The sequence below is a fragment of the Ruminococcus flavefaciens MA2007 genome (assembly GCF_000621845.1).
GTDB lineage: Bacteria > Bacillota > Clostridia > Oscillospirales > Ruminococcaceae > Ruminococcus > Ruminococcus flavefaciens_E.
Genome location: NZ_JHXF01000014.1, coordinates 78,754 through 102,968, shown reverse-complemented (window position 1 = coordinate 102,968; position 24,215 = coordinate 78,754). Strand labels below are relative to the sequence as shown.

Below are 24,215 nucleotides of genomic sequence, written 5' to 3'. Positions count from 1 at the left end.
ATTGTAATCCTTTATAATTTTAAATCTGAGGCATAAGTTCTCCTTCGTAACAGCCTTACCAGTTGATCGTATCAGGATCTTTGGAAAGTCCGACACATCCTGTCAGATCAGCGATCAGTCTGACATCATCATCAGAGAGTTCAAAATCGAATACATCCATGTTTTCGCGAATTCTCCCTGCTGTAACAGACTTCGGAAGCGGCAGAAATCCTTTTTGTAAACTCCAGCGGATACAGATCTGTGCGATGGTTTTCTGATATTTTTCTGCAAGTACTTGCATCTCCGGAACTTTGAATATCTGTCCTGTGCCAAGCGGACTGTATGCTTCCAGCAGGATATTCCTTTCTTTGCAATATGAAACAAGCTCGTCCTGTGGCTCACCTGGGCAAAGACGTATCTGATTGACCATTGGCGGAATCTTAGCCGTTTTCATCAGTTCGTCTATATGATGTTGCCTGAAGTTGCTCACACCGATCGCTCTGATCTTTCCTGCATTATAGAGCTCTTCAAACGCCTTCCATGTTTCGGCGTTTGTCTGCTGCCATGTTTTACGGTATTGCAGAGGATTTGGCCAGTGAATAAGAAAGAGATCAACATAATTCGTTCCCAGTTGTTCAAGTGTTCCTTCAAAGGAACGCATTGTATTGTCATAGCCGTGATTTGGATTATCCAGCTTTGAAGTGATGAAGATTTCTTCACGGTTAATTCCGCTGTCATTGACTGCTCTGCCAACGATATCTTCGTTCCGATATCCCTGTGCTGTGTCAATATGCCGATAGCCTGACTGTAACGCAGAAAGCACAGCCTGATAGCCGATTTCGTCATCAGGTGTCTGCCATGTGCCGAGTCCGATTGCAGGGATTAGAACGCCATTCGCAAGTGTATACTGTTTCATGATAATACCTCCAATAAAATAAATGTGGATTTCTGTAATTCATTCAACGTCCTGTAATAATGTCGTTCTGTCGCTATTCAAATCTTTTAGTCTTCCGGGATCTCATATCGTGTAAAAACTGTATCTGTCACATATTCCTTTTTCAGTTCTCCAAGTTCCTTATAGTGCTTCGAACTCATATGAAGCTCCACTGCTTCAGCAGAACTCCACAACTCAATGAGCAGCAACTCATTTTTGTTCTCAGGGCTGAAATAGTATTCGTACTTCTCGTTGCCTTCCTCAGCACGTGAAGCATCAGCTATTCCTCTTTCCAGTATAGCATTATAGAATTCGTCACGTTTTCCTTCCTTGATATAATAATGAACTTCAACAAATCGTTTCATAGTAATGTTCCTTTCTTATTTCAAACCATCGTTATTCGCTTGCCTTCTAGCATGATCTCGCAGGTGCTGCACTTATCAGATACCAATGCTTCAAGCCATTCAGGGATAGGCTTATCTTTTGATAATTCACCGTATATTTCAATTTTCTCAATTGCATCGCAACCTTGCAGTGCATCTCTTCCAAATGATCTCAGACTGACGGGCATACGTAGTTTTTTCAGCGATGAACAGTTCAGAAATGCCTGGAACCATATCTCCTCAGCACTCTCAGGAACATTGATCTCAGTTAGCGATGAACAGCCTTGAAATGCATTATGTATTATTTTCTTCAAAGCAGACGGAAGCTCCACTGTATGAAGTGATTTACAGTCTGAAAATGTATATTCACCAATACTCGTTAATACTGACGAAAGCTTGACCGATTCCAGCGATGTACACCCTGCAAATATCATACGACGTATATCCTGCACGCTGTCGGGAAGTTCTATTGCACGAAGTGACTTGCAATCGCGGAATGCACCTTCATATATAGTCGTGACACCATCGGGAATACGTATTTCCTTTAAATTCTCACAGTCAAGAAATGCACAGTAGCCAATGGTTTTCAGACTTTGTGGCAGGGAAACAGTTTCAAGTTTCTTGTAATTTGATAATTCCAGATAGCCAATATCAGTTATACCTTCAGGAACATCAATATGGCTCGCCTCAGGAAATCTTCTGTTTATGTGTGTATCATAGCTGCGGTCGTCCCACATTGTTTATTTCCCCTTTACACATACTATTCTATATGAATGAACAGCAGCCCTTAACGGGCTGCCTGAGTTCTTTTATTCAGTCATATTTTAAAAGCTTTGAAAATAGCCCCATATCCGTACTCCTTGTTTTTTACAATTATATCACAGGATTCCGTATTTTTCAAGATATTGGATATTGCCATAAATACTAAAATATGATAAAATAAAAGTATCTAAACATAAGGAGGAGTACCCATGGCAAAATATGTTCTTTCTTTTTCTCCTGATTACTTCACAACAAGTCTATGGAGCAGCAATAAAGAAACGATGAACGTATTTGGTTGCGGTATTCAGTACGATATACTGCCTCTTTCAGAAGAACTTGTCAAAAAACTGGAAGAATTTGACGATGGTTGTATTGGAATACTTGATTGGGACGATCTTGGGAAAGGTGATGTTCGTCCGCTTGACGAACAGATAGCATACTACGAAACAGGCAAAAAGCTCCTTGAACTTGTACGTCAGGAACTTGGAGAAGAATTTGAAGTTGAAGACAACCTCGACTGGATCAAGCCAGAAGATAATGTAATTGACTGAAAATGAACTTACCACCAGCAAAAGTTGTTTTACTTCATGACCTAAAATATCCCCTTAGAGTTTTCATACTTTTTGTGTTTCTACTCTAAGGGGATTCGCTTTTTTCCTTTATTCAGACAGCAAAAGCTGTCTCATCATGACCATATCAAATACATCTATCCTGCCGTCTGTGCATAGGTCGCCTGCCTGCCAGTCTGCAAGCTGAGCATCGGACTTTGCGAGAAGCCAGCTCTGCATGGCCACTAGATCCGCGACATTGAACTCCTTGTCTGCATTTACGTCGCCGCGTAGGCTGTGATCATCAGGCTCTTCTATGCCGCTATAGCTGACCGCAGGCTCATCGACAGCACTGCTACTTATATGGATATAGTCTAAAGCGCCCTTGAAGCCCTTTCCAACCACTGCGCGATCATCGGCAGAAGCACTCATAACAGACTGCATATCAATGGCAACTGACTTGCTGTCTGCTTGTTTGCCGTTTATGAGCAGACTTCCCTTGCCATTAATGATACGAACAGTTATCTTGCTCCACTCCCCCTTCGCAAGTGATGACGCAGCCGTCATCTTTTCCGTAGTCTTGCCGTCAGTGACTATAAGCTCAGCCACGCCGTTTTCATTACTTGGAGTAAGTGAAATATATGCGTTATCATCGCCGAAGTGAAGTATCTCCTGATTTTGGCTTCCACCCTTCCAGAGAACTCCCATACTCAGCTGAATATCCCTTGTCTGTAACAACGAAGCATCAAGGAGAAGGCAGTCCTCCCCGCCGCTGAAGTTCATAACTCCCTTGGCAGAGGTACGCTCAGAAGCCCATTCTACACCGAGCTGACGGGCATTTGTAGCTGTATAGCCGTCCATAGCCCAATACTTAGAAGTACTATCGAAATCATAGCCTGCGATATAGCTTTTGGGAGCAGAATGATGTCCGAAGTCGTCCAGCCAGCCGAAATTCACACCATCGCTGACTGCCTTTTCATTGCTGTAGTCTCCGTCAAGAACAGCACTTCCCGTGTAAGCCGCGCCGCCGTAAAGATAAGCCATGCCTTTAGCAACAGCATTATCAGAAAGCTTCACTGCATCGGCAGCATAAGCCTTTTGGAGCACCTTTGCATTGCCCGAAACTGAGCAGGCACCTGTCACGACCGATCTGTCGCTGATGACAGCATTTCCGCTGAGAGCGATACTTCCCTGCTTCCAGCCGTTATCATAGTACCAGCCTCCCCCGTCAACTACCGCGTGACCGCTGATAATTGCATTGTCCTGCGCAGTTACGCTGTTTGCCACAACTGCGTAATCCTCAACACGAACATTTCCCGAAAGCTTCGCGCCTCCAAGCACCTTTGCATCAGGTCCAACATATACCGAATCAGCAACCTTTGCGCTGTCAGCTACCCAGCCTCCGCCGTTGGAGTGGATATGCCCCTTGCCCTTGGAATAGCCGCCCGACTGCTGGACTTCAGCACCGTCAAGCTTCACTTCATAAGGATAGCGCCTACGCTCTGCTCCTTCCCTGTAGGACGAGTCGTTTCCCTTATGGAAAGCGTTTACCCTTACCAGCTTTTCAGGCATTGCAGTAACCGTAAGATACGCTGATACAGTGTCCTTTGCAGATACGCTCACTTTTTGTCCGCTGCCGAAGAGCTCCGAATAGCTCTCCTTTCCGTTTGCGTCAACAGTAACGATACAAGCCTGCCAGCCTGCATTGCCGTCATCAGATATACCGCGAAGCTCCGCAGAAACAGTGTCTCCCGTAACAGTCAACGGCACGATATTGATACCGCCCTGCATGGGAGCTTCCTCCTGTGGCACTTGCAGCCAACCGCTGCCGTTATCCTGCAAAATGGTGTAATATAGATTCCAGAAGAATGGCGACTGCACCAGTTTCTTGCGGAATTCGTCCTGATAAGCCTCTTTGGCGCCGAAATCAAATGTCGCCATGCGCTTTGCATAGTTTCCGAATATGGTTTGTGCGTTTGCGCCGAAAAGCCGCGTGATAGTATCGAACGGGTACTCATTGATTTTGGCCTCGGAGATAATGCGCTTTACAGCCTTTACCCCCAGTCCTTCGATATTATCGGGATTATAGGACAGATAGACCAGAAACGGCCAGACCTCATAGTAGTTCCTGCCGTGTGGAAAAGCAAGGCTGAGATTGCGAAGATATGGCTCGAACCAGCATGTTTTTACATCGCCGCTGTAGTATTCACTGCCGATGTACATTTCGCGGAACCAGTTGGCAAGGGATTCCCACCATGCTCCTGTTATCTCCTGGTCGACCCAGGCTTTCTGCTGCATTGTCACAACATGGCCGAATTCATGGGCGATAGTCAGCTCGTCCAGCATTGCGTCAGGACTAATTATCTCAATGCCGTATCCGTCCTCAGAACTCATAAATGCCCAGCCCTCAGGGTATTTGTCAAGTCCTGTGTTTGTCAGATAAACGTTGGTCTTGTACTTCTGAGAGCTCTTGCCATAGATATCAACATTCATGTTCTCCATGCCAAGATATTCGCCGTAGCACTTCCAGAGCTGCTCATAATTGGCAAGATTGCGCTTAAGAAATGCATCGTTGACCTGTCCTGTAGTGTCACTGTTGCCGTAGAAGATGACAAAGTGCTCCGATTCTGCGTAATTTGCAGTCTTGCAGTAGCCCCACTTATCACGTATCATGTACTCTTCCGCAGCGACAGCGGTCGGCACATGGGGCAGAATAAAAGCTCCCACTATCAGGGCTGTCAGAAAAGATGTGAGCTTTCTCATTTTATCCCTCCTCTGTATGATATAACGTTCAGTGTTTTCTAAATTATATCATAACAGTCGCAAAATGACAATATATGCGGAATAAAGTTTTTCTTATTATAATATCTAAAGCGCGAAAGTGAATATTATAACGAAGAAACTATCTTGGGAAATAAAGCTTAAATCGAATTGCTTTTTAACCGGAATAATGAGAATTAATGAGTAGAAATAGAACAGCACTCTAAACTCAAACTCATACCCCTGCAGATTACTTTTGAATTCTTCTCTTTTATTGAGATCGGTAATAAACTTCTCTGCAATTCCGGCATCTTCATTTCGATTTTCAATATATTCAAGAGACCACAAGAAATCTTTCAGTTCTTCTGCTTTGGCTTGGTTTGTAACCTCGTAACCTTCCCACCACGAACAGCTTCTTTCCTCAGTCAGCTCTGAATCTGGCACACAGCATCTGCTGTATATATAGGAACAGATTTCACGCATGGCAGCTCTCGGCGCAAAGACAATGGAATTTCCTTCAGCGCCCTCTTCGATCGGATACTCCTTTCTGGTATACTTACTGCATATCTTGAAAAGAGCAAACGGAATATCCATGAACATACTGCTGTTCCACCAGCAGACTTCTTCATAGCCCGCATAATCACTTGCTGGAGCTAGAATAACTTTCGGACCGGAGATAATATCACCGGTCAGTTTATCTTTAATGCGTACACTTATATCGAAATCAAAGCTCATTGATCACACCTCCGTGCTTTCAAATAAATAGAAAAGCAGCTTTAATGAATCCAATTTTCACCGAACTGCTTATCATAAAACTGTCGCAGATCATCTATGTCATAATTACGGTTCAGGTATATTAATTCATCTGCAATATGCTTTATAAATTCATCGCTTCCGACAGGAAGAATAACCAGTGCACCGCTATTTGTAAGCTCCCTAAATGCCTTCAATAAGCAGGACTGACACATCTTATAGTAAAAGCTGCTTGTTTTATACGGAGCAAAATAGATCCTTTTATTCTGAGCATAGCCAAATGCAGCAGCTGCCCTCCAGCGTTCACCACTTAGATTGCTGAACTTCCTATCATATCTTTCGGGTGTCAAAAGAAATTTATCAGCGATTAATGAAAAATCACCTTTATCCGGGCTTGTTATAAGAGCACTTTCTATCGACTTTTTCACTTGCTTTTTTCCATACGGTTCACAAGAGGGTTCTAAATTAAATGCAACATCATTAAGATCATTCTGGGAAATCAAGTCGCCATTACAGTAAACCTTAACATTCTCAAACTGGACTCTGCCACCAAGTAAATATGATAGATACTCACAACCTTGACCATATTCACTTACTATTCCATATATTTTTCCGCTATCAAATACTTGATCGCTATAGTGCCAAGTGTCATTTAAGTTTATATCATGACCAGCAATTAATGATTTGCAAGCTGATGTATCGATTTTTATTGAAAAATCATTATTAAACTCTTTTATCATGCTATTCATAAATATATCCCCTATTTAAAACAGATCTGCTGCATTTCTTCATTCGGTTGAGGTATAAACTGATATTTCTTGCCGAAAGGCTTTGAAATAATTCCATGTCTTTCCTCATTATGTTTTTTACAATTATACCATAGGACGCTGTATATTTCAAGCTGTCAGATATTGCATACATCGAGAAAATATGATAAAATATCATTAAATCAATACATGGAGCGATATTATGAAAAAAGCAATATTTGCTGTTGGAGCTATTATTTCAGCAATTGCTCTTATTTTCAGGAAGAGTGATTTTGGAGTACTTCCAACTGCTTCCGATCGCAGAGAGTACAAAAAGCGCTGTTCTGAATATAATGGCAGACGTTTTAAATATCCAACTGAATGGGCAGAAAGAGGGCTTAACGAAGATCTCAGATTATCTGAAAAAGGATCAACTCCCAAAGATGAACTGCCTATATACACTCCCGACTTTTCTTCTATCGGAATCGACAAAATCAACGTCACCTGGATCGGACACTCTACTGTATTAATGCAGATGCACGGCATGAATATTTTGTTTGATCCTATGTTCTCAGAGCGTTCATCGCCTTTTCAGTGGATAGGACCGAAGCGTTTCACACGTCCCTCTGTAAATATTAAAGAATTACCGCATCTTGACATAGTCATGCTGTCCCATGACCATTACGATCACCTTGACCGATGCACCATTCAGCAGCTTGCAAACAAAACCGACCGATTTATCGTTTCACTGGGGCTTGAAAAACACCTTGAACATTGGAATATCCCATCAAGTAAAATAACTACTCTAGCATGGTGGGAACAGGTCAATATAAACGGTCTCGAAATAATATGCACTCCATCGCGCCATTTCTCAGGAAGAGGTCTTATTCGACAAAACCGTACACAGTGGTGTTCATGGGTGCTTAAAGACGAATTTCATAGTATATTCAATAGCTGTGACGGAAGTATCGGCAGACACTTCAAATCAATACACGGCAAATATGGAGACTTTGACCTTGCTCTTATGGAGTGCGGACAATATAACAAAAGCTGGCATTATAGTCATCTCTATCCAGAAGAAGCAGTAATGGCAGCAGAAATGATCGGCTCAAAAAAGGTTATGCCGATACACTGGGGAGCGTTCGTACTTTCAAGTCACGGCTGGGATGACTCTCCTGAACGTTTTGTTATTGAAGCTGAAAAGCAAAAAATGTGCGTTATAACGCCATATATCTGCGAAACGTTCAGTCTTGATGCTCCACCGGTATCAAATTATTGGTGGCGCAAATTTAACTAATCACAGCTTGTTTTACGCCGATTGTTGTTGTATAATGTTAATGTAAAAGCAAAAATAGTAAGACTGTATCTTATTCCCCGTTAATAAAAAAGGAGGCGATCTAAACGGATAAACTCACGGTATTAAAAGAATACTTCGGTCATAAAGAGTTCCGCAGCGGACAGGCTGAGCTTATAGAACATATCATGAGTAACTGTGACGTACTTGGTATTATGCCGACGGGAGCCGGAAAATCTCTGTGCTATCAGGTTCCTGCTTTAATGCTTGACGGTGTCACCATAGTAATCTCACCTCTTATATCTCTTATGAAGGATCAGGTCAGCTCGCTCGTAACAGCTGGAGTCAGCGCTGCCTGCATCCTTGCTCATGAGAAAAAGTATGCACTTAGTGAACAGCGTCATGAATTATCCATGAGAGTTGATGCCTCAGGAGTTATAACTTTTGAAAGCAAGGAAGGTTATGAAGGCAAAGATGTTATCAGAAATGATAGTATTTTGCTTGCGTACAGTGGTGGATACAAGAAGGATTTCTGGAATATATTGCCATCTATGAATATGTTATTAGGCTATGATGAGCTCAATGCTCTCAAGGAAGAAATAGCACTTTCAGAAGAATGTGACCCATCTGTTGTGACCGAAAATGATATTCAAAGATATTATGAGGAGAATTGTCCTAAAGATATCAAAGACTGGCTTGACGAATACTTATATTCCGAATATGTGCGTGAAGGCTTAGAACAATATATGGATAATTTGAGGGAACGAATCGAAGCTCAGATTGATGAACTCGAGGATGAAGAACTCGGAGACGAAGCATAAGTAAACAGAAAAGAGATATGAAAACTATAAGACTCAATTAAGCATCATAAAAACGTGATAAAACGTTTAAGATGAAAGAAAATAGGGACGGTTTTATAACATAACCGTCCCTATTTTCATACGGTGAAAACAAAACAGGCTCATTCTCAGCGTTTTCAAAAAACCGTGAAAAGCACTAAAATCGAGCTTGAATCTTTGTATACTATTTTTTGCGAATTTAACCGATACTTGGCATAAAATCGACCACACTGTGGGTGAGAAAGCGCTCCTGTGTGGGTTCAAATCCAGTCACACCACCGAAATAGACCAATGTCATCATTCGTTTTTCATATTTTTATCCCAAAAACAGGCATAAAAAAAGCCCGAAAATTCGGGCTTTTTCTGACGATTCATCATTTTCGTCAGTCATAGTTGGTTGCGGCGGCTGGATTTGAACCAACGACCTTCGGGTTATGAGTGCAATGTGTTGATTATTATTAGGAATTATGTAGTATTATATAATGCTGTTTAATCCGCTAAAAATAGCCAATTGCATAAGAAAAGCCTGTAATTCGATAAATTTTTAATCAGTAACTTTATTAGGAAAATATTAGGAAATCGTCTGCTGTAGTTAATATTAGTGTTAATAAGAGCATAACGGAATCAAGGAGCTCTAATGTTTTTAATGAGTTAATTCATATCTAACTGCTTCTATTATAAGGGCTTTATTAATTAATCATATTATCAATCCCAGTAAAATATGAATGTACCATTATCATATAATGTATTTTTTTTATATTTATTCCCTTTGGGAGTATCAGCTACATCTTCAAAATCCTTTTTTGACAATGGAGCACCACAACGGTCACAGAAAACATTATACTTTCTTACATATTTTGGGTCCCAAAAAGGCCATATAGATTGTTTATGCCATCTACCTTCTGTGTAATGTGCATGCCTTGTACAGTATTTATGATTACAATTTTGAGAAGGAATATACGCTTGAGCTACAAGAGTATTATCAGACTTAGGTGAAATTGTCTTTGTTACAGCTGTTCCTGTTCCAAGTAGAGTAAATGCCATAGCAATACTTGCTATCTTTTTTATTACGTTTTTCATTTTCATCAATCCTTTTTGTAATATTTAATAATGTTTTTACACACTCTTAATGTTATATTATACTGTCGTATAATGCTTATGTCATCTCGTTTATTGTCATTAAACTCACATAAATTCTACATTCTGTAAATAATTGAAATATAGTTGATTCCTGTGCACTATCTTATATCGATTTTGACTTACTCCTTTCTAATTTTTGTATTTACAGCAGAAATAATTATATTACATTTATAATATTTAATTTTTCACCTCCTCATATTTAGCTATACGGCAGTGTACATTTTCTATAATCTAATCCATGCACATCGCCATCATCTCAGAAACGGTGGTAATTACTTTCACCGTTGTCTATAGATTTATTCTCCTTCCAAAAGCTATTTCCTGAGCTTTCAATTATTAGACGACATCAGAATAAATAACTACGCACTTTTTTTGAATTATTTTTAAAAAAAAACCGATTTTGTGCAACGTGCTACATTCTGTTAGTGTATTTTGTGTAATTTAAATATAAAGCAGTTATATATAACTGCCAATATAAGGGTCGCCGCAAAAGTTAGAGCGCGGTAGAACGTGTTTTTAGCGTTTCTGTTCCAATCAATATCAGAATATGTCTCAGTGCCGTCAAAGCGTTTATAGCGCATTCTGGAGCGTCTCAGACAATAACAAATATCTTTAATTGATTAATATTCCAGTTTCATTCTGCAAGAAGCTTATTAATTACAAAATCTCTTATTACAATAGAGTTCCCTAAGACATAATTTTTAAGTGAATTATTATCATTCCCATTAGTAGTAGTTTCTTTTGAGAATACGACAAAAAGAGTCCGCTAAGAACAGCAGACTCTCTTTGCATTTTTATTTTTTTGAAGCTATCTTTCTTCCCGGTCTTATTGGCGTTGCATTCCACGATTTTGTATTGCGGTAATGCTTAAAGTAGAAGTCGTCAGCACCTGTGCCAAAGTTATCCAGCATTATTACATGAAGATTGCCTTCCATAGGTTTACCATCTTTGCCGGGAGCTCTCTTATCCTTATCGAGATCCCACCATGTTATTCCTTCAGGTTCATCACCTGTTCCATCGAACTGATAACGAAATCCGCTTTTCTGATTGGAAACATCACATCTGTATACATTTTCATTACTTCCCTTACTTGGATACGATAAATCAGCGTGTTATATACACGTCTTGCTTCATCAGTGCTGTTACCTGCAGAATGATTTAAAAGTATTGGCTTAGCATTCCCTCTGACGTTCGCCGCTTGCTCAGATTTTCAAATTGATAGTGTGCTTATTAAAAATCACAGCAAAGAATATAAATATCGAATTATAGCAATTTTTGAATACTATGTATTATTTTTATCCTTGACACAATCAAATGTATGTGATATTATGATATTCAAGGTTGTATAAAACACCATAAATATTACAGAAAGGAATGAGTGCTCAAAACAGAATACTATTATAATTATTTAAATCATCTGACATCTTAGCACTATTCAAAATTTATGTTTCATCAATTGCAGAATAACAAATACTTCTTTATTTATTAAGGAATATTTGTAAATTGCAAAAAGGAGGAGGTATAGTAATAAAATAATCAATTATCAACAAATATTAGTAAAGGAGAATTTCTATGAAAAAAATAATACACTCATTTTTCTTGATTATTACTTGTTGTTTTTTTATAGGTAATTTATCAGGATTAAATGTAAACGCAGCAGTAAAAGAAGAAGTTTCAGGAGTAGAGATTTCTATTTCTTCTGACAAAGATGAATACTCAGCAGGAGAAGATGTAAAAATAGAGTTTTCGATAAATAATAAAACGGAAAACGCTCTTGCTGATGTTAATTGGGAGCTGAATCTTCCAACTGGAGTCAAGTTGAAAAACGGCAACTCGTCAGGTAAAGACATTAAGATAAACGCAGGAGAGACATTTAACGGAAGTGCAGCTCTGGAAGGCACTACAACTGCACAGACTACAACGACTACCACAACCACTACAAAGGCAAAACAGAACAATGTGGACAGCGCAAAAACTGGTGACACTTTCAATGTATTTATTCCACTTACAATAATCGCAATTGCCTTTATAGTTGCAATGAGCACAAGAAAAAGGGACAAGCGTTTCTTTAAACTCTTTACATTCTTTGCTCTGTTTACGTTTGCTGCATCGTCGGCGTCGTTAAATGCCTTTGCAGCTGAGAACGGTGCAAAAACTTCTAAGGTCGATAAAACTATCAAGATAGGCGGTTCATCTTATACAATTGAACTTACAGTTTCTTTTGAGTTTGATACAGCAGGCAGCACTCCTGCTAATTTAGAAGACACCGACGGAGACGGCCTGAATGATAATGAGGAAACGACTAATTATCAAACCGATCCACAAAAGTACGACACCGATGATGATGGCATAGACGATCATACTGAAGTAAGATTTGGGTTGAATCCTCTTATCCCTGAAAAGAAGGCTGAGGATGGCACTATAAGCATAGCCTACAGCCCTTCTTCGGATAATTCAAAATTACAGGCAACAATAGATATCTCTATGCTTCCTGAACAGCTTAGAAGCTTTAAAATGGATAAGATACCTTCCAATGACATATTTATTTCCGATAAGATCCCAGGATATATGGGCGAAGGAAGTGCATATGATTTCTCACTTGACGGAAAATTCACAAAGGCTGTTTTGACCTATACACTCAGTGACGAACTGATATCAGACGCTGATTTCGTACCTGCAATATACTATTTTAATGAAGAAGATCAGTTCCTCGAAAAGCAAGAAAAAGCTATAATATCTAATAACAAAGTCTCATTGGAACTTGAGCATTTTTCAAGGTATGTCTTAGTAAATGAACCTCTGTATAATTCAGTGTGGGAATACGAATTTGAATTTCACCCTGAGTTTACAAGATTGAGCAGCCTTGATGTAGCTTTTGTTATTGATGTATCAGGAAGCATGTCACAGAATGATCCGAACGGAAAACGTAAAGAGGTAACGAATAACTTTATCGACAAGTTAACCTATAATGATAGAGCAGCAATAATCAGTTTTAATAGTTTCTCGAATACACTCAGCGGGTTTACAAGTGATAAAGATGTTTTGAAAAATGCAGTTTTGAGTTTAGGCAGCAGTGGCGGTACAAATCTTACTCTTGGCATTTCAACTGCTTTAGATCTGTTTAATAATCAAACTGATAACGATGAAAAGTTGAAAAGTATCGTTTTTTTAACTGACGGAAGTGGTTCGTATAATTCTACATATACGACAAATGCAATAAATAGCGGTGTAACGATCTATACTGTTGGACTTGGTTCAAGCGTTCAGGCAAACCTGTTAAGACAAATTGCGAACAGTACAGGTGGAGAATACTTCCATGCCGATGACGCTGATAACCTTTATCATATATTTGACAGTATTTTTGAATTGACTGATTCTATGAAAGACAGTGATAATGACGGTCTGACTGACTATCATGAAAAAGCTATGGCCAGAGGCGAGCTTCGTTTAGGGAACGGAACTACTATATATGATGCAGAAAAACTTACAAATATAGATTATCTGAACGATGATAGTGATGACGATCATGTAAAAGATGGAGACGAAATCAGTGTTGAACAGCATATTTTTACAGGAAAAGTATATGTGAAAATGATATCAAATCCAACAATTAAAGATACCGATGGCGATGGCATCAACGATGACACTGATACGCAGCCACTAGTCTATAATGGAACTGGTACTCCACCTTCTCTTCCAACTAATGGAAACGGAAATGGTAACGGTAATGGCAATAGCACAGGAAATGGTACCAGCACCGGAAATGGTACTGGTACTGGCACTGGAAATGGTACTGATACAAATACTGGTACTGATGATGATATTACAGTACCATATGATTTAAAACTAATAATTACAGTTAAAGTAAGAAGTACCCCAAATGCTATTAATGACGATAATATATTAAGGACTTTGTCATCGGGAAACACAGTTACAATATATGAGAGGCAAACTGACACAAATGGAGATTATTGGGGCAGAATATCGGAAGATGGGGATTCGGCTGAATGGATCTGGATTCAATATAGTGAATATGAAAGAAGAATATATAGATTTCTTATTGATGAAATGAATTATGATAGTACTGTAGCATGTGGTATACTTGGTAATATTTTTATTGAATCAAACAGAGAATTTGATCCAAGCACGATTGAAATAGGCTCACAAGAGGGACAAGGTATATGCCAGTGGAGCTACGACAGAAAAGTATATTTCATTAATGATTTTTGTCAGCAAAGAAACTTAACTCCAACAGATCTCGATTCACAATTACAGTTTTTAAAGTACGAACTTCAAGATAGTGACGATTCATATAAAGTTTTTGCTGATACTACTGATATAGATGATGAATTAAAAGCTGTTATTAATAATTATAGCACTGATGAAGATCGTGTTAAACAAGCAGCTGCTATATTCTGTAACGACTTTGAAAGACCTGATGATCCAGATGGAGCTTTAGTTGAAGAACGTAAAACCATTGCATATAATGATTTCTGGTTAAGATACTTGAACATGTGATCTGTTTATGACATACATTTGCAAATCTTAATCTGAGATTTGTATATCACATCTATAAAACGCAGACAACACAAACTTCTTGATGTTGAGGTGTCTGCTATAACAAAAGAGCAGTCCGTAGACTGCTCTTTTTATTTAAGGATTACATTTCTGACAAGGCGTATATCCTTGCCTTATCAATTCTTCTCGAGAACCATTAAAATACCATTTGTTACTTTCTTTCATTTTCTTTACTGAAGCACAAGAAGCGTAATGAAAAACATGAGAATTTGTATTCGCAACATATTGCGTTGAAGGTTTGACATATGCGGTAGTGACTACGATTTTTGCAGTTGTTGTTTTTGTGGTGGTTTTAATGGCTGTTGTCGTTTTTATAGGATTATCAATCCATGTGAATACCTTGTATATCTTTGCTTAGTTAGAAACTTGCAAAAGAATACAAAAGTCACTTATGAAGAAATAGCGGATAATCTTGGTAAACAAGTCAGTGATATTGGTGGATACATAAAAGGGCTACATGAAGCAGGTCTAATCAATGTAGATGTTAGCTATAATGAGCGTGGAGTATTATACAACACGTACAAAATATTTTATTAATCGCAGTTCGACGGTATATAGCTTCAAACTGTTTACAAGTGAAGAAATATTCTAAGTATAATTTTAAGTTAAGTCTTTTGATATATAGGTTAAAAGTAAGTATAAGAAGAGAAAAATTCTACATATTGTATACAAATGAATATATATCCGTAGGATAAAACTCCGTAGGACAAGTCTAATCTCTCTTTGGGATTAGAATCTACAAAAAATTCACAACCGTAAAGGAGAAAAAATCATGAAAAAAATTTCAATTTTGACAATCAAAATCTCTTTCTTGGACGTATTGAAGAACTTATTAACGATTCTTCTCTGACAAGCTATAGATTTATAAAGCAGTGGAGTACTGCAACAGAAACAATGATGCCTGCACATATGATTATGAAGTCTCTGACCGACCAGAACCACAGCTTTATGCTTGCTCTGAGGTTATCAGGGTATATATATGTTTTCATGCGGCCACCTCCTTACGTTGCTACCTTTGAAGCGTTCTTAATGAGTCCTACTGCTCTGGAGCCCATATTAACGGCATGACTTACTGCCATAACATTTACCTTTGTGCTGGTATCCAAGCCGTACATCTGAGCTATACGAGGCACCTCGTTTGCAGATAAGCATATACCAGCCGCCAGTATCGGGTGATCGGGACAGGTCAGCAGTCCGAGGAAGAGTATTGTTGTCTGCAGGAATGCCGTGAGGCAGGTCGCTATGACCTGCTTGCACCATGATACAAAGCCGTCGGTATATCCTCTCGGTACGCTGAACATATACAGGCTGCCTACCGCTATCTGACACAGCAGGATACCGCCTCTCTTTATATTTGCAAATACTATCTTGATAGTGCAGTATCCAAATAGTATTATGAAAAACAGGCTTGACAGAGACATATCTGCTCTGAGAGTTTCTAAAGCATCTAATCCTGCACTCGTCAGCGTAGCTGTTCTACCTTGTATCAAAGCTCCTACAAGATCATTTGAAAACGTGTGCTGCAGTGACACACAGAATGAGTATAGTCTCTGCGGTACTACCGTTATCAGGCTGCAGGCGAAGAATCCTTTCAGTATATTAAGGCAGGTATCCTTAATATTCCCATGACCTGATTCATAGGCTATTGCCGTATCGAATACCGCTACCACCATGCCTGTGATAAACAATATCCAGCCTATATTATGGAACAACGAAATAAACGCCTGTATCCAGCCAAGCTGAAACAGGTCTGTTGTTGACTCGTTGATGAAGTTAAAAATATCCGCTATGCCATCATATACAAGCATAAACAGCCAATCGAACATTACATCAAATATAGCTCTGGCTGCTTCACTTGTTACTACTCCCACCGTGTTATCCCACAGCGACGATATTCCATCACCTATCCAGTCAATGGCATCACCGATCCAATCAAACATTCTCATCCACCTCCTTTTGAACATCCGTCAGCCTATACAGATTCGAGCTCGAGCCTCCGTTATCACGCAGTCGTGGCTGTTTCTCTATTAGTCCTTTATCAAGTAGTTCATTGAGAGCTCTGAATACGGTCCTTCGGCTTATGCTCAGATCCATAGCTATGGTCTTGGCTGACGGGAAGCATTCTCCTTGTTTATTCGACCTGTCGCATAAGTAGCAGTATACCGTTACTGCTCTGTGCGGCAGACCTAAGCTAATCTTACATCTGAAACGCTCAGTATACTCAAGTCACTGAGAGACAGAGGCGAGCTTAATCCATGCGCATGGAACTAACAAAACAAAAGAAAGTCAAATATAACAATTTATAAAAAAGCGACAGTTTTTCCTGTCGCTTTTTCGTGGGCTCATAAATCGTTCACAGCGGCTTTAGTTGCTCTTGGTTGTGTAGTTTCCCGACCTGCCACCGATGCCGTCAAAAAAGGCTCACAAATCGCTGATAGATTTACTATCAATCGGTTTTCTGGAAAACAAAAAAGGACTCGATTCCAGTGTTTTCACATTTCGTGAAAACCACTAAAATCGAGTCTGAAACTTTGTGTACTATTTTTGTTTGAAAAAGCTGCTATTTGCTTGTATATCGACCTATTTCTACTCCAAAATCTGTTCTTGTGAGAGTTCAAATCCAGCCAGAGGCCTATAAAGCCCCAATGTCATACTTCATTTTTTAAGAAATCATCCGAAATTTGGGTAGCAAAAAAGCCCGAAACATCGGGCTTTTTCCTGCATATCATACTTTTAGTCATGCACATATGTGAATCATTGACGGAAATGATGACATACGTTAAATCGCTATTTTTCGCAACTTGCGTAAAAATCATTTCGTCTAAATGCGTATAAACCTGTCTATTACTTTAATATTGTAACATATTTCGATTAATTTGTCAATAGGGAAACAGAAATTATATTTTCTACTCTATGTATTTCTAATTTGATGCTATTCATGGTTTCTTATTGTGTTAAACTAGAATAATCAATCCAGATCATATACCTTTAATGTAATATTTTTTGTAAGTAAGACAGAATTAAACCCCTTATCTAACAACTTTTTTATATGTTGTGAATTAGGATGGCCATAAGAATTACCATTACCTACAGATATTATTGCTTCAGATCTGTCTGTTTGTTTTCCTTCAATCTTAACCGCATCCACTTTACATCCATGATGAGGTACAACTAAGTAATCACATTCCTCAGGAACATCTTTATTCCAATATTCATACAGGCAATCACCTGTTAATAATGCAGTTTTTCTTTTCCCTTCTACAGAAATCATTATTCCTGAACCATTTATGTATTTTCCATTATCAGTTACTGATTTAGGATCAGCAGTGCCTCTGAATACTTTTATTTTTTTATTGAACGTATAATAACTTGTTGAATCTTTGATTATCCTAAATTTTGCATTATTATGTAAAAACCATATAATACGGCGCGCACTTGTTGATAATTTTTTTATACTTGTTGGATCAGGTGCAATCCACAATTTGTTGCTTTGAAATTGGTCATCTTTTAAATAAATTATACCTAGAAAATGATCAGTATCGAAATGAGAAATAAAAAAGCAGTCAGCATTCAATTGCCCATATTCTTTTATTGCTAAATCATATGGGTTATGACTTTTGGTACATGTTATTCCCGGATCAAAGACTATCTTTCTTTGAAATCCTTTATTATCTATTAATTCCGTAAAGTTACCTTGTCCAACATTATAAACATTCAAAATTTGAGGTTCAATACTATTCAAAATACTAGTAACATCATTCGAATTTAGTTCAGACAGTGTAGGTAATGTTAAAGGCACATGATTGTCTGTTTGACAAACAAACTTAATGTAGGTGATATTTTGTCTAAATGGGCTTGCCGAGAAATAGATTCTCGATCTATATCCATCTCTACGATCTGAAAGAGAAATCAACAATAGATTGTTATACAATTCATCAGTCATCTGATCTAATTTTTGTTCAATATTTGTTTCAATTTTAATATCATGTTTATCAGAACCTTCAGTAGATACTATATTAATTTGATCTTGTAATTCTTTTTTTAAAGTCTCTGATAAATAATCTTTGGGTTCAATTATGGCTTTTAACGGAATTCTTGTTTCAAAAAAGCACACAACTGGTCTTGGTAGTCTTTGTTGCTCATTGAAGTAGTATTCATCATATTCTATTAAAGAATCAGTAAATAAATCCCCTGAAATATAGAAATTTTTTGAGTGATATACTATTTTATTAATCTGAGCATATATATTTTCCGACTCAAATGCTGAATCTTTATACTTGTCATACGTCAAATTCCTATCAAAACCAAGTATTTTTTTTAGTTCTGAAGCTGTATTTTTTCTAATACTCATTAATTCATTTGAATAAGGCATTTTTCTTTCTCCTACTTAAATAGCAATGAAAATATATAAATATTATAGCACATATTCCTATATGTATCAAGCCAAATAAAGGGCTTGGTACATTATTCGTCGAAGCTTTCATTTATAGTCTCGTCGTTATTCGATTATTTGTTTCTGTCGTAGTATTCTTCGATAGCTGTTTCTCTGATGTCCGGAAGCGGTTTATATCCTGCGTTCGGGAGTGCGTCGGTAATTTTCGGGTCAATAAAATATTCACCACTGTCGTCGTCCTTATATATCCAGTTAAATATATCGCCTAACTCAACGTAATAGCAGAAAAATCGTCCGAACAGAGGACCTCATCAAAGCGGCAAAGTACAGTACAGGCTTTGCCGATATCGTTCGGACTTTCAGTACTTTCCCAACCGTTCAGGAACATTTGCCACGGCTCGAAAACCGTAGTGAATGTATCGCCTATTTCCTCGTCAAAAGGCGCTGTTACCTTGAGTATACACTTTTCTCCAGTGATTGGAACCTGATTCGTGTGAAGCCATTGTCTTTTATCGATCGGCAGAGACAATTCTTCCTTTGAGCATTCCATCCATGCCAGATGATATCCTATATTATGTATACCTGCACCTTCGATCAGATGACGTTTCTGATTATCATTCGTGATACGACTTTTACAGCAAAAGCATAAAAAGTTCACATTATCATCTCCTCTACAGTTATAGAAGCCATAGGCGGTTAACTCCTAAGCATTTAACTATCAATTATTATTCTAATTTAAATCATTATTTCAGCTGTTTTAATATATCAACGATCTCTTTTATATCCTGATCAAACTCTTCATCAGGAATTGGGTGCCCACCAGCTTCCCTATTACTTATAGCATGCTTGATTTTTATAATTCGCCAAACATACCCAAAGTTTTTAGGCGAATCTTTTTCCTCACTGCTGATATTTTTATTGAGTGTCACTCTGTACCAATTGATGAGATTTCCGTATAACTTGGGATCTCTATGTCGATTGATAATCTCTGAGAGCATTTTACTTTCTTCGTCTTTACACTGCTCCCTAAGTATTCTTGACTTCAGACAATATGAATACTCTATTTGCCACCATATATTATAGTTACCGTTAAACTCAACTTCACTTAAAAGATCACATACCGATGCTGCCTCTTCATAATAACCATAAATATATAGCCATGTTGCCAAATCAGTAATATTCGCGAGATCATTTGCTGATTTAAAGCTGCACTTTTTCAGTGCCTTTTTACAGCAGCTCTGGACTTTTTTCCTGTCAACAGTATTCATGATTTTTTCAATTGTTTTCTGCATCTTCATTTCCCCTTTAATTTATTTACTCTCAGCCGTTCAATTGATAGTATAATCAGAAACATAATTGTTGCTATTATCGGCAGGTATTTCAACATATTTACAAATAGAAAATTATGAAAAACTGTATTAACAAAATTTGTAGCTATATGCATAAAAAGCGGATATTGCAGACAATTTGTTTTATAATATACTAATGCATATAAAACACCAGATATTAACAACGAAATAAAACGAGCAACATTAAAATCATCATATGCAAAATGAATCAAGGCGAAGCCAAATATTGAAAATATAAAGCCTAAAATCATATTTAATATTTTAAAGATATCGTGATATCCACTTTCAGATGTTTTTTTTGGTACTCCTAAAATGTGAGCTCTGAATAATAATTCTTCAAGCAAAGGAGCTAAAATAACCACTGAAATAAAGGATATAACTTTACCTCCTACATTCAACGTGAGTGAATTTTCATTTTTTACAGATTGCTTGAATATGACCGTAAAAAGAAGCCAGTTTCCGAATAGATAAACAACAAGTTTAAACAAAACTAATTCTAGTAATATTAGTAAGCTGATTCTATTTTTATTAGAATTAATACCGCTATCCATCCTAAATATTTTTGTATAAATAAACCAAATCAACAAGAACAGAAGTATTGTTACCAATTTACAAGCGAAGTTTAATATCATAATTGTGTTTACATCATTGTACTTATTAATGATACTACTGAAACAATGTAAAACTATCATATACGTAAATAAAGGAAAAAAGTATAGTAAAGAACTTTTGATGAATAATATAAAATTCTTTATCGTAAATCCTTTACTATTTGCTTCTATTAAATTGTATTTCAACATATATTGCTCCTTTTTCTTCATGGAATGGCGATAACATCTCGACGTTATCATTGCTTTCCAGACGCATATTAATCTCTTGCTTTTTCGATATCAAAAAGAAGACCATATGCAAGCTTTCCAAGCTTGTACTTATGCTCGTTAATGACTGATATCAGTTCGTCGGCGGTCTCGGCAGAAAGTCTTTTATAAACATTCTGAGAACATAACGAGTCAGCGACTTTTTCTTTCAGAATTTTATCAAGACTATCATCAACGTAAAGCTTCACAAGATACTTTATTCTTTCCCAGTCTGTCTGACTGCACAGCAGATGAACAAAACGTGCCCTGTGAGCTTGATTGACATGGCGCTGATATTCATTCCATAGGCTTTCGGGACTGTAAATTATGCGGTTCTCGGTAATAATACGGTAGGCTTCCTTGCTCACTCGGTTATCCTCGGAGCAGAGCTGCTCCCAGTAGGTATCTTCTCCCTCAGCGCCCATCAGCTTTCCGTAGGTATGGAGAGCTTTCCTCGCTATGGCAGTATTATCCGAAGAAATAAAGCTCTTTACGGCTTCTGCATCAGCCTTTGTGCCGTATGTTCCAAGGTCAGTAAGAGCTATCAATGTGTTTTCTGTGCCGAGAAGTCCGCGGTAGTATTCACGTGCGTCAAAGCCTTTATACTTTTTTAATATAAAAGCTGCCAACGTTCTTACCTTTGATGACTTGTCCGTAAGGAGTTCTTCAAGCCCGTCCCATGCACTGCCGAGCTCCTCATAATTTTTCAGCAGGGCAGTATACCTGACATTAGGACATTTGTGACGGATATACTTTTCATAATCGCTCTCGGAGCAGTCAAATCTGCTGAGCTTGTGCATGAGAACACGCTCCTTGCTGTTTCCGAATGGCTCATGTTCAATGATGAAATCAAGTATTTCCTTCCCGAAAAGCTCGTTCTGACAGCCAAACCTGTAGAAAGAATTCCTTACATAAGGCTCTTCTCCCAGTAAATGGCTTATGTGTTCAGCGTTGAGCTCGTTTTTTATTCTCCCGCATATTATTGAGAGTATATCCCCGAAATGCTTTTCGGATCGTCTGCGTGTAAAATGAAGCTTTTCAAGTATGGGAGTATCCTTTATTATATCATAAAGCGGACATTTCGGCAAAAGCTTATTCAGTAGCTCCGCGGAAGCATCACGTATTTCCTTAACCCAGTCGTTCATGCGGATATAGAAATAGCAAAGATGACCGTTATAATCAGCAAGCTTACGCAGGCATTCCTCACGAAAATATCCGTTGTAGTGAAATGTTCCGACACAAAGCAGAGCTGCGTACTCATCGTCCGACAAATGCGGATATTTAGCTCTTGAAATGTCAACCTGCGATATGTTTCTGGGCATAAGATAGTTTGAGCAAGAATAACCTCGGCATAAATCGGAAAAAGCATACCACTTCTTAGCCGAAAGGCTGTTCAGCATTTCAAGTAGAGACCGAGCTATTGTCTTCTGAAGTTTAGCATTTACATAGAAGAAGTTTTCAAGCAGAACCTGCGCATAGGTATATTTGCCGTCCAGAAGCTCATTCACTGAAAGTGTTATACGCTCCTCGCTTATTGTAGGGAGCTTTTTCTCATAAACTTTATCCGTATGGACTATCAGCTGCGATGCATGAGAAGCCTTTTCTTTTTTACCCTTAAAGAAGCTGAACATATCTTTCACCTCGGTCAATACTTATGTATTATATTAAACTTACAGCACTTATATCTTCCTTTATGAATATTTACATTATCTTCCGTTTCTAAGCTTTTTCATTTCTTCTCTTATCTTCAGCAAAGACTCTCTGGATACATCCATGCCTAAATCGCCCATTTCCTTCTTGAGCCTTTTCTCGTTCTTCTCATATTTTATAAGATACACAACGGATAATACCATTACGAACAAACAAATGCCTGTCAAAATATATTTCGCTTTTATGATGCCAAACACTATCCCTATTCTAACAGTTTAGATGCTTCATCTAAAGCTGAGTTATTATTAAAGAAAAAAAACATTGTTGTTACCTCCAAATAATTAGATTGCAGACGCTATGCTTTGAAATATCCCCCGAGGCTATCCAAGGAAGATCCATGCTTACAAGAAATATGTCATGTATTGTCTGCATAAGACTGATGTTCCGCCCACCCATTTTTCATTTATAGTGTTGCTGGTTTCTGAAGAATTAGCTCTGAAATTTCTGTGGCAATTTCATCCACAGTATTGATAGCAGTACTTCTTGCAAGTTTATCAGCTAAAGAGGGACTGAAGTCTATCACTTCCTTTTTTGTGATGTTGTGCCAGATTGGAAGAATGATTTGCTCACCTGATACTGCTTTAGTAATTATTCCATCAAGCTCATAATTAGTCCAGCCTTTTCTGATGAAGTCTTTTGAAATGACCACAATTCCAAAACGGCTATTGGCAAGCCCTTTATCAATTTTACGACGGAGACTATCGCCAATCTTCATCTCGAATTCATCGTACCAGACCTTAACACCCTTCTCCACAAGAGCTTTGGCAAGAGGACGTACAATTTCATCTTTATCTTCTGATGCATGAGAAATAAAAACATCATAATCAGGATCATTATCAATGTCAACATCAATACCAAAACCTCTATTATGTATCAGCGACGGCATTGTTGACAATGGTGCTTGCTTGATTTCAGGCAGCAACGGAGGGAGCACTTCTATTCTGCTTCTTACTTGCCCAGCATATCCACCTAAATCAATAGCAACATACCAGTGTCCTGAATGTGTTGTAGTTAGGCGGACGGGAGATTTTTTTGTATGCCCACCAATATAATGATGACTACGTCCATTCTTATAAAGATTAAAATTATTGCTATCCATTAATCTCACATTTGCTTCTGTGCCCTGTAAATAGACCAACACACTTTGTCCTCTTTCAAGATTCTTTAAATCATAGTATTGAAATTGCAAT

At 38.1% G+C, this 24,215-nt stretch carries 20 protein-coding genes and 1 pseudogene; 4 read left to right on the top strand and 17 right to left on the bottom strand.

Features of this window, described 5'->3' with window-relative positions; translation table 11 throughout:
- Window positions 1-55: 55 nt before the first annotated feature.
- From T497_RS0108155 to T497_RS0108145, 3 genes are all read right to left on the bottom strand, one after another.
- Window positions 56-895 (bottom strand): aldo/keto reductase, encoded by an 840-nt coding sequence (locus T497_RS0108155; protein ID WP_028515193.1) that lies wholly within the window; start codon window positions 893-895, stop codon window positions 56-58.
- A gap of 86 nt (window positions 896-981) precedes the next feature.
- On the bottom strand, window positions 982-1,278 hold the full coding sequence (locus tag T497_RS16255) for a putative quinol monooxygenase (protein WP_051530582.1): 297 nt from the start codon (window positions 1,276-1,278) through the stop codon (window positions 982-984).
- Between the two features lie 20 nt (window positions 1,279-1,298).
- Window positions 1,299-2,033: a leucine-rich repeat domain-containing protein gene (locus T497_RS0108145; RefSeq protein WP_028515192.1), complete on the bottom strand. Its 735-nt coding sequence runs from the start codon at window positions 2,031-2,033 to the stop codon at window positions 1,299-1,301.
- Window positions 2,034-2,267: 234 nt separating this feature from the next.
- On the opposite strand from T497_RS0108145, the gene T497_RS0108140 reads away from it, so the two are divergent.
- On the top strand, window positions 2,268-2,609 hold the full coding sequence (locus tag T497_RS0108140) for a hypothetical protein (protein ID WP_028515191.1): 342 nt from the start codon (window positions 2,268-2,270) through the stop codon (window positions 2,607-2,609).
- Window positions 2,610-2,717: 108 nt separating this feature from the next.
- On the opposite strand, the gene T497_RS0108135 is transcribed toward T497_RS0108140, so the two are convergent.
- The 3 genes from T497_RS0108135 to T497_RS0108125 form a co-directional block, all read right to left on the bottom strand.
- Entirely contained in the window at window positions 2,718-5,369 is a 2,652-nt protein-coding gene (locus T497_RS0108135; protein ID WP_037324665.1) for a DUF6055 domain-containing protein, read from the bottom strand.
- Between the two features lie 105 nt (window positions 5,370-5,474).
- On the bottom strand, window positions 5,475-6,101 hold the full coding sequence (locus tag T497_RS16250) for a hypothetical protein (protein WP_242839990.1): 627 nt from the start codon (window positions 6,099-6,101) through the stop codon (window positions 5,475-5,477).
- A 41-nt stretch (window positions 6,102-6,142) separates the two neighbouring features.
- Complete coding sequence (locus tag T497_RS0108125) at window positions 6,143-6,868, bottom strand: hypothetical protein (protein ID WP_242839989.1); 726 nt, start codon at window positions 6,866-6,868, stop codon at window positions 6,143-6,145.
- A 220-nt stretch (window positions 6,869-7,088) separates the two neighbouring features.
- Here T497_RS0108125 and T497_RS0108120 point away from each other — a divergent pair, with 220 nt between their 5' ends.
- Window positions 7,089-8,162: an MBL fold metallo-hydrolase gene (locus T497_RS0108120; protein WP_028515188.1), complete on the top strand. Its 1,074-nt coding sequence runs from the start codon at window positions 7,089-7,091 to the stop codon at window positions 8,160-8,162.
- Window positions 8,163-8,272: 110 nt separating this feature from the next.
- Window positions 8,273-8,515 (top strand): annotated as a pseudogene (locus T497_RS18800) (DEAD/DEAH box helicase); the annotation flags it as partial.
- A 1,188-nt stretch (window positions 8,516-9,703) separates the two neighbouring features.
- Here T497_RS18800 and T497_RS0108110 read toward each other — a convergent pair.
- The gene (locus tag T497_RS0108110; protein WP_028515186.1) at window positions 9,704-10,078 is read right to left on the bottom strand and encodes a hypothetical protein; all 375 of its coding nucleotides are present in this window, start codon (window positions 10,076-10,078) and stop codon (window positions 9,704-9,706) included.
- An 854-nt stretch (window positions 10,079-10,932) separates the two neighbouring features.
- On the bottom strand, window positions 10,933-11,073 hold the full coding sequence (locus T497_RS18260; protein ID WP_155266867.1) for a hypothetical protein: 141 nt from the start codon (window positions 11,071-11,073) through the stop codon (window positions 10,933-10,935).
- Between the two features lie 637 nt (window positions 11,074-11,710).
- On the opposite strand from T497_RS18260, the gene T497_RS17480 reads away from it, so the two are divergent.
- Window positions 11,711-14,656 (top strand): phage tail tip lysozyme, encoded by a 2,946-nt coding sequence (locus T497_RS17480; RefSeq protein ID WP_051530581.1) that lies wholly within the window; start codon window positions 11,711-11,713, stop codon window positions 14,654-14,656.
- Between the two features lie 914 nt (window positions 14,657-15,570).
- Here T497_RS17480 and T497_RS18920 read toward each other — a convergent pair.
- From T497_RS18920 to T497_RS0108045, 9 genes are all read right to left on the bottom strand, one after another.
- On the bottom strand, window positions 15,571-15,705 hold the full coding sequence (locus tag T497_RS18920; protein WP_278244732.1) for a hypothetical protein: 135 nt from the start codon (window positions 15,703-15,705) through the stop codon (window positions 15,571-15,573).
- 12 nt (window positions 15,706-15,717) lie between these two features.
- Window positions 15,718-16,656: a conjugal transfer protein TrbL family protein gene (locus tag T497_RS0108085; RefSeq protein WP_051530580.1), complete on the bottom strand. Its 939-nt coding sequence runs from the start codon at window positions 16,654-16,656 to the stop codon at window positions 15,718-15,720.
- Window positions 16,649-16,900: a helix-turn-helix domain-containing protein gene (locus T497_RS0108080; protein WP_431602424.1), complete on the bottom strand. Its 252-nt coding sequence runs from the start codon at window positions 16,898-16,900 to the stop codon at window positions 16,649-16,651. The genes T497_RS0108085 and T497_RS0108080 overlap by 8 nt, the downstream gene beginning before the upstream one ends.
- Before the next feature lie 784 nt (window positions 16,901-17,684).
- Window positions 17,685-19,088 carry a hypothetical protein gene (locus T497_RS0108075; protein WP_028515183.1) on the bottom strand — a complete coding sequence of 468 codons (1,404 nt, stop codon included), beginning with the start codon at window positions 19,086-19,088 and terminating at the stop codon, window positions 17,685-17,687.
- A gap of 764 nt (window positions 19,089-19,852) precedes the next feature.
- Window positions 19,853-20,401, bottom strand: coding sequence for a DUF6707 family protein (locus T497_RS17475; RefSeq protein ID WP_051530579.1), 549 nt, complete (start codon window positions 20,399-20,401; stop codon window positions 19,853-19,855).
- 2 nt (window positions 20,402-20,403) lie between these two features.
- A complete protein-coding gene (locus T497_RS0108060; protein ID WP_028515181.1) occupies window positions 20,404-21,258 on the bottom strand; it encodes a CPBP family intramembrane glutamic endopeptidase in 855 nt (284 codons plus the stop codon).
- A gap of 68 nt (window positions 21,259-21,326) precedes the next feature.
- Entirely contained in the window at window positions 21,327-22,946 is a 1,620-nt protein-coding gene (locus T497_RS0108055; RefSeq protein WP_028515180.1) for a HEAT repeat domain-containing protein, read from the bottom strand.
- A gap of 75 nt (window positions 22,947-23,021) precedes the next feature.
- Window positions 23,022-23,192: a hypothetical protein gene (locus T497_RS18255; RefSeq protein ID WP_196243027.1), complete on the bottom strand. Its 171-nt coding sequence runs from the start codon at window positions 23,190-23,192 to the stop codon at window positions 23,022-23,024.
- A 236-nt stretch (window positions 23,193-23,428) separates the two neighbouring features.
- Window positions 23,429-24,214, bottom strand: coding sequence for a DUF1883 domain-containing protein (locus T497_RS0108045; RefSeq protein ID WP_028515179.1), 786 nt, complete (start codon window positions 24,212-24,214; stop codon window positions 23,429-23,431).
- Between the last annotated feature and the right edge of the window lies 1 nt (window position 24,215).

Bases quoted from the DNA above. Each gene is read 5' to 3' on its own strand.
- T497_RS18920 (WP_278244732.1), bottom strand. From the start codon at position 15,705: ATGAAAACATATATATACCCTGATAACCTCAGAGCAAGCATAAAGCTG.
- T497_RS17475 (WP_051530579.1), bottom strand. From the start codon at position 20,401: ATGCAGAAAACAATTGAAAAAATCATGAATACTGTTGACAGGAAAAAA.
- T497_RS18260 (WP_155266867.1), bottom strand. From the start codon at position 11,073: ATGGAAGGCAATCTTCATGTAATAATGCTGGATAACTTTGGCACAGGT.
- T497_RS0108085 (WP_051530580.1), bottom strand. From the start codon at position 16,656: ATGTTTGATTGGATCGGTGATGCCATTGACTGGATAGGTGATGGAATA.
- T497_RS16255 (WP_051530582.1), bottom strand. From the start codon at position 1,278: ATGAAACGATTTGTTGAAGTTCATTATTATATCAAGGAAGGAAAACGT.
- T497_RS0108145 (WP_028515192.1), bottom strand. From the start codon at position 2,033: ATGTGGGACGACCGCAGCTATGATACACACATAAACAGAAGATTTCCT.
- T497_RS0108135 (WP_037324665.1), bottom strand. From the start codon at position 5,369: ATGAGAAAGCTCACATCTTTTCTGACAGCCCTGATAGTGGGAGCTTTT.
- T497_RS0108075 (WP_028515183.1), bottom strand. From the start codon at position 19,088: ATGCCTTATTCAAATGAATTAATGAGTATTAGAAAAAATACAGCTTCA.
- T497_RS0108120 (WP_028515188.1), top strand. From the start codon at position 7,089: ATGAAAAAAGCAATATTTGCTGTTGGAGCTATTATTTCAGCAATTGCT.
- T497_RS17480 (WP_051530581.1), top strand. From the start codon at position 11,711: ATGAAAAAAATAATACACTCATTTTTCTTGATTATTACTTGTTGTTTT.
- T497_RS0108155 (WP_028515193.1), bottom strand. From the start codon at position 895: ATGAAACAGTATACACTTGCGAATGGCGTTCTAATCCCTGCAATCGGA.
- T497_RS0108055 (WP_028515180.1), bottom strand. From the start codon at position 22,946: ATGTTCAGCTTCTTTAAGGGTAAAAAAGAAAAGGCTTCTCATGCATCG.
- T497_RS0108125 (WP_242839989.1), bottom strand. From the start codon at position 6,868: ATGAATAGCATGATAAAAGAGTTTAATAATGATTTTTCAATAAAAATC.
- T497_RS16250 (WP_242839990.1), bottom strand. From the start codon at position 6,101: ATGAGCTTTGATTTCGATATAAGTGTACGCATTAAAGATAAACTGACC.
- T497_RS0108060 (WP_028515181.1), bottom strand. From the start codon at position 21,258: ATGTTGAAATACAATTTAATAGAAGCAAATAGTAAAGGATTTACGATA.
- T497_RS0108140 (WP_028515191.1), top strand. From the start codon at position 2,268: ATGGCAAAATATGTTCTTTCTTTTTCTCCTGATTACTTCACAACAAGT.
- T497_RS0108110 (WP_028515186.1), bottom strand. From the start codon at position 10,078: ATGAAAAACGTAATAAAAAAGATAGCAAGTATTGCTATGGCATTTACT.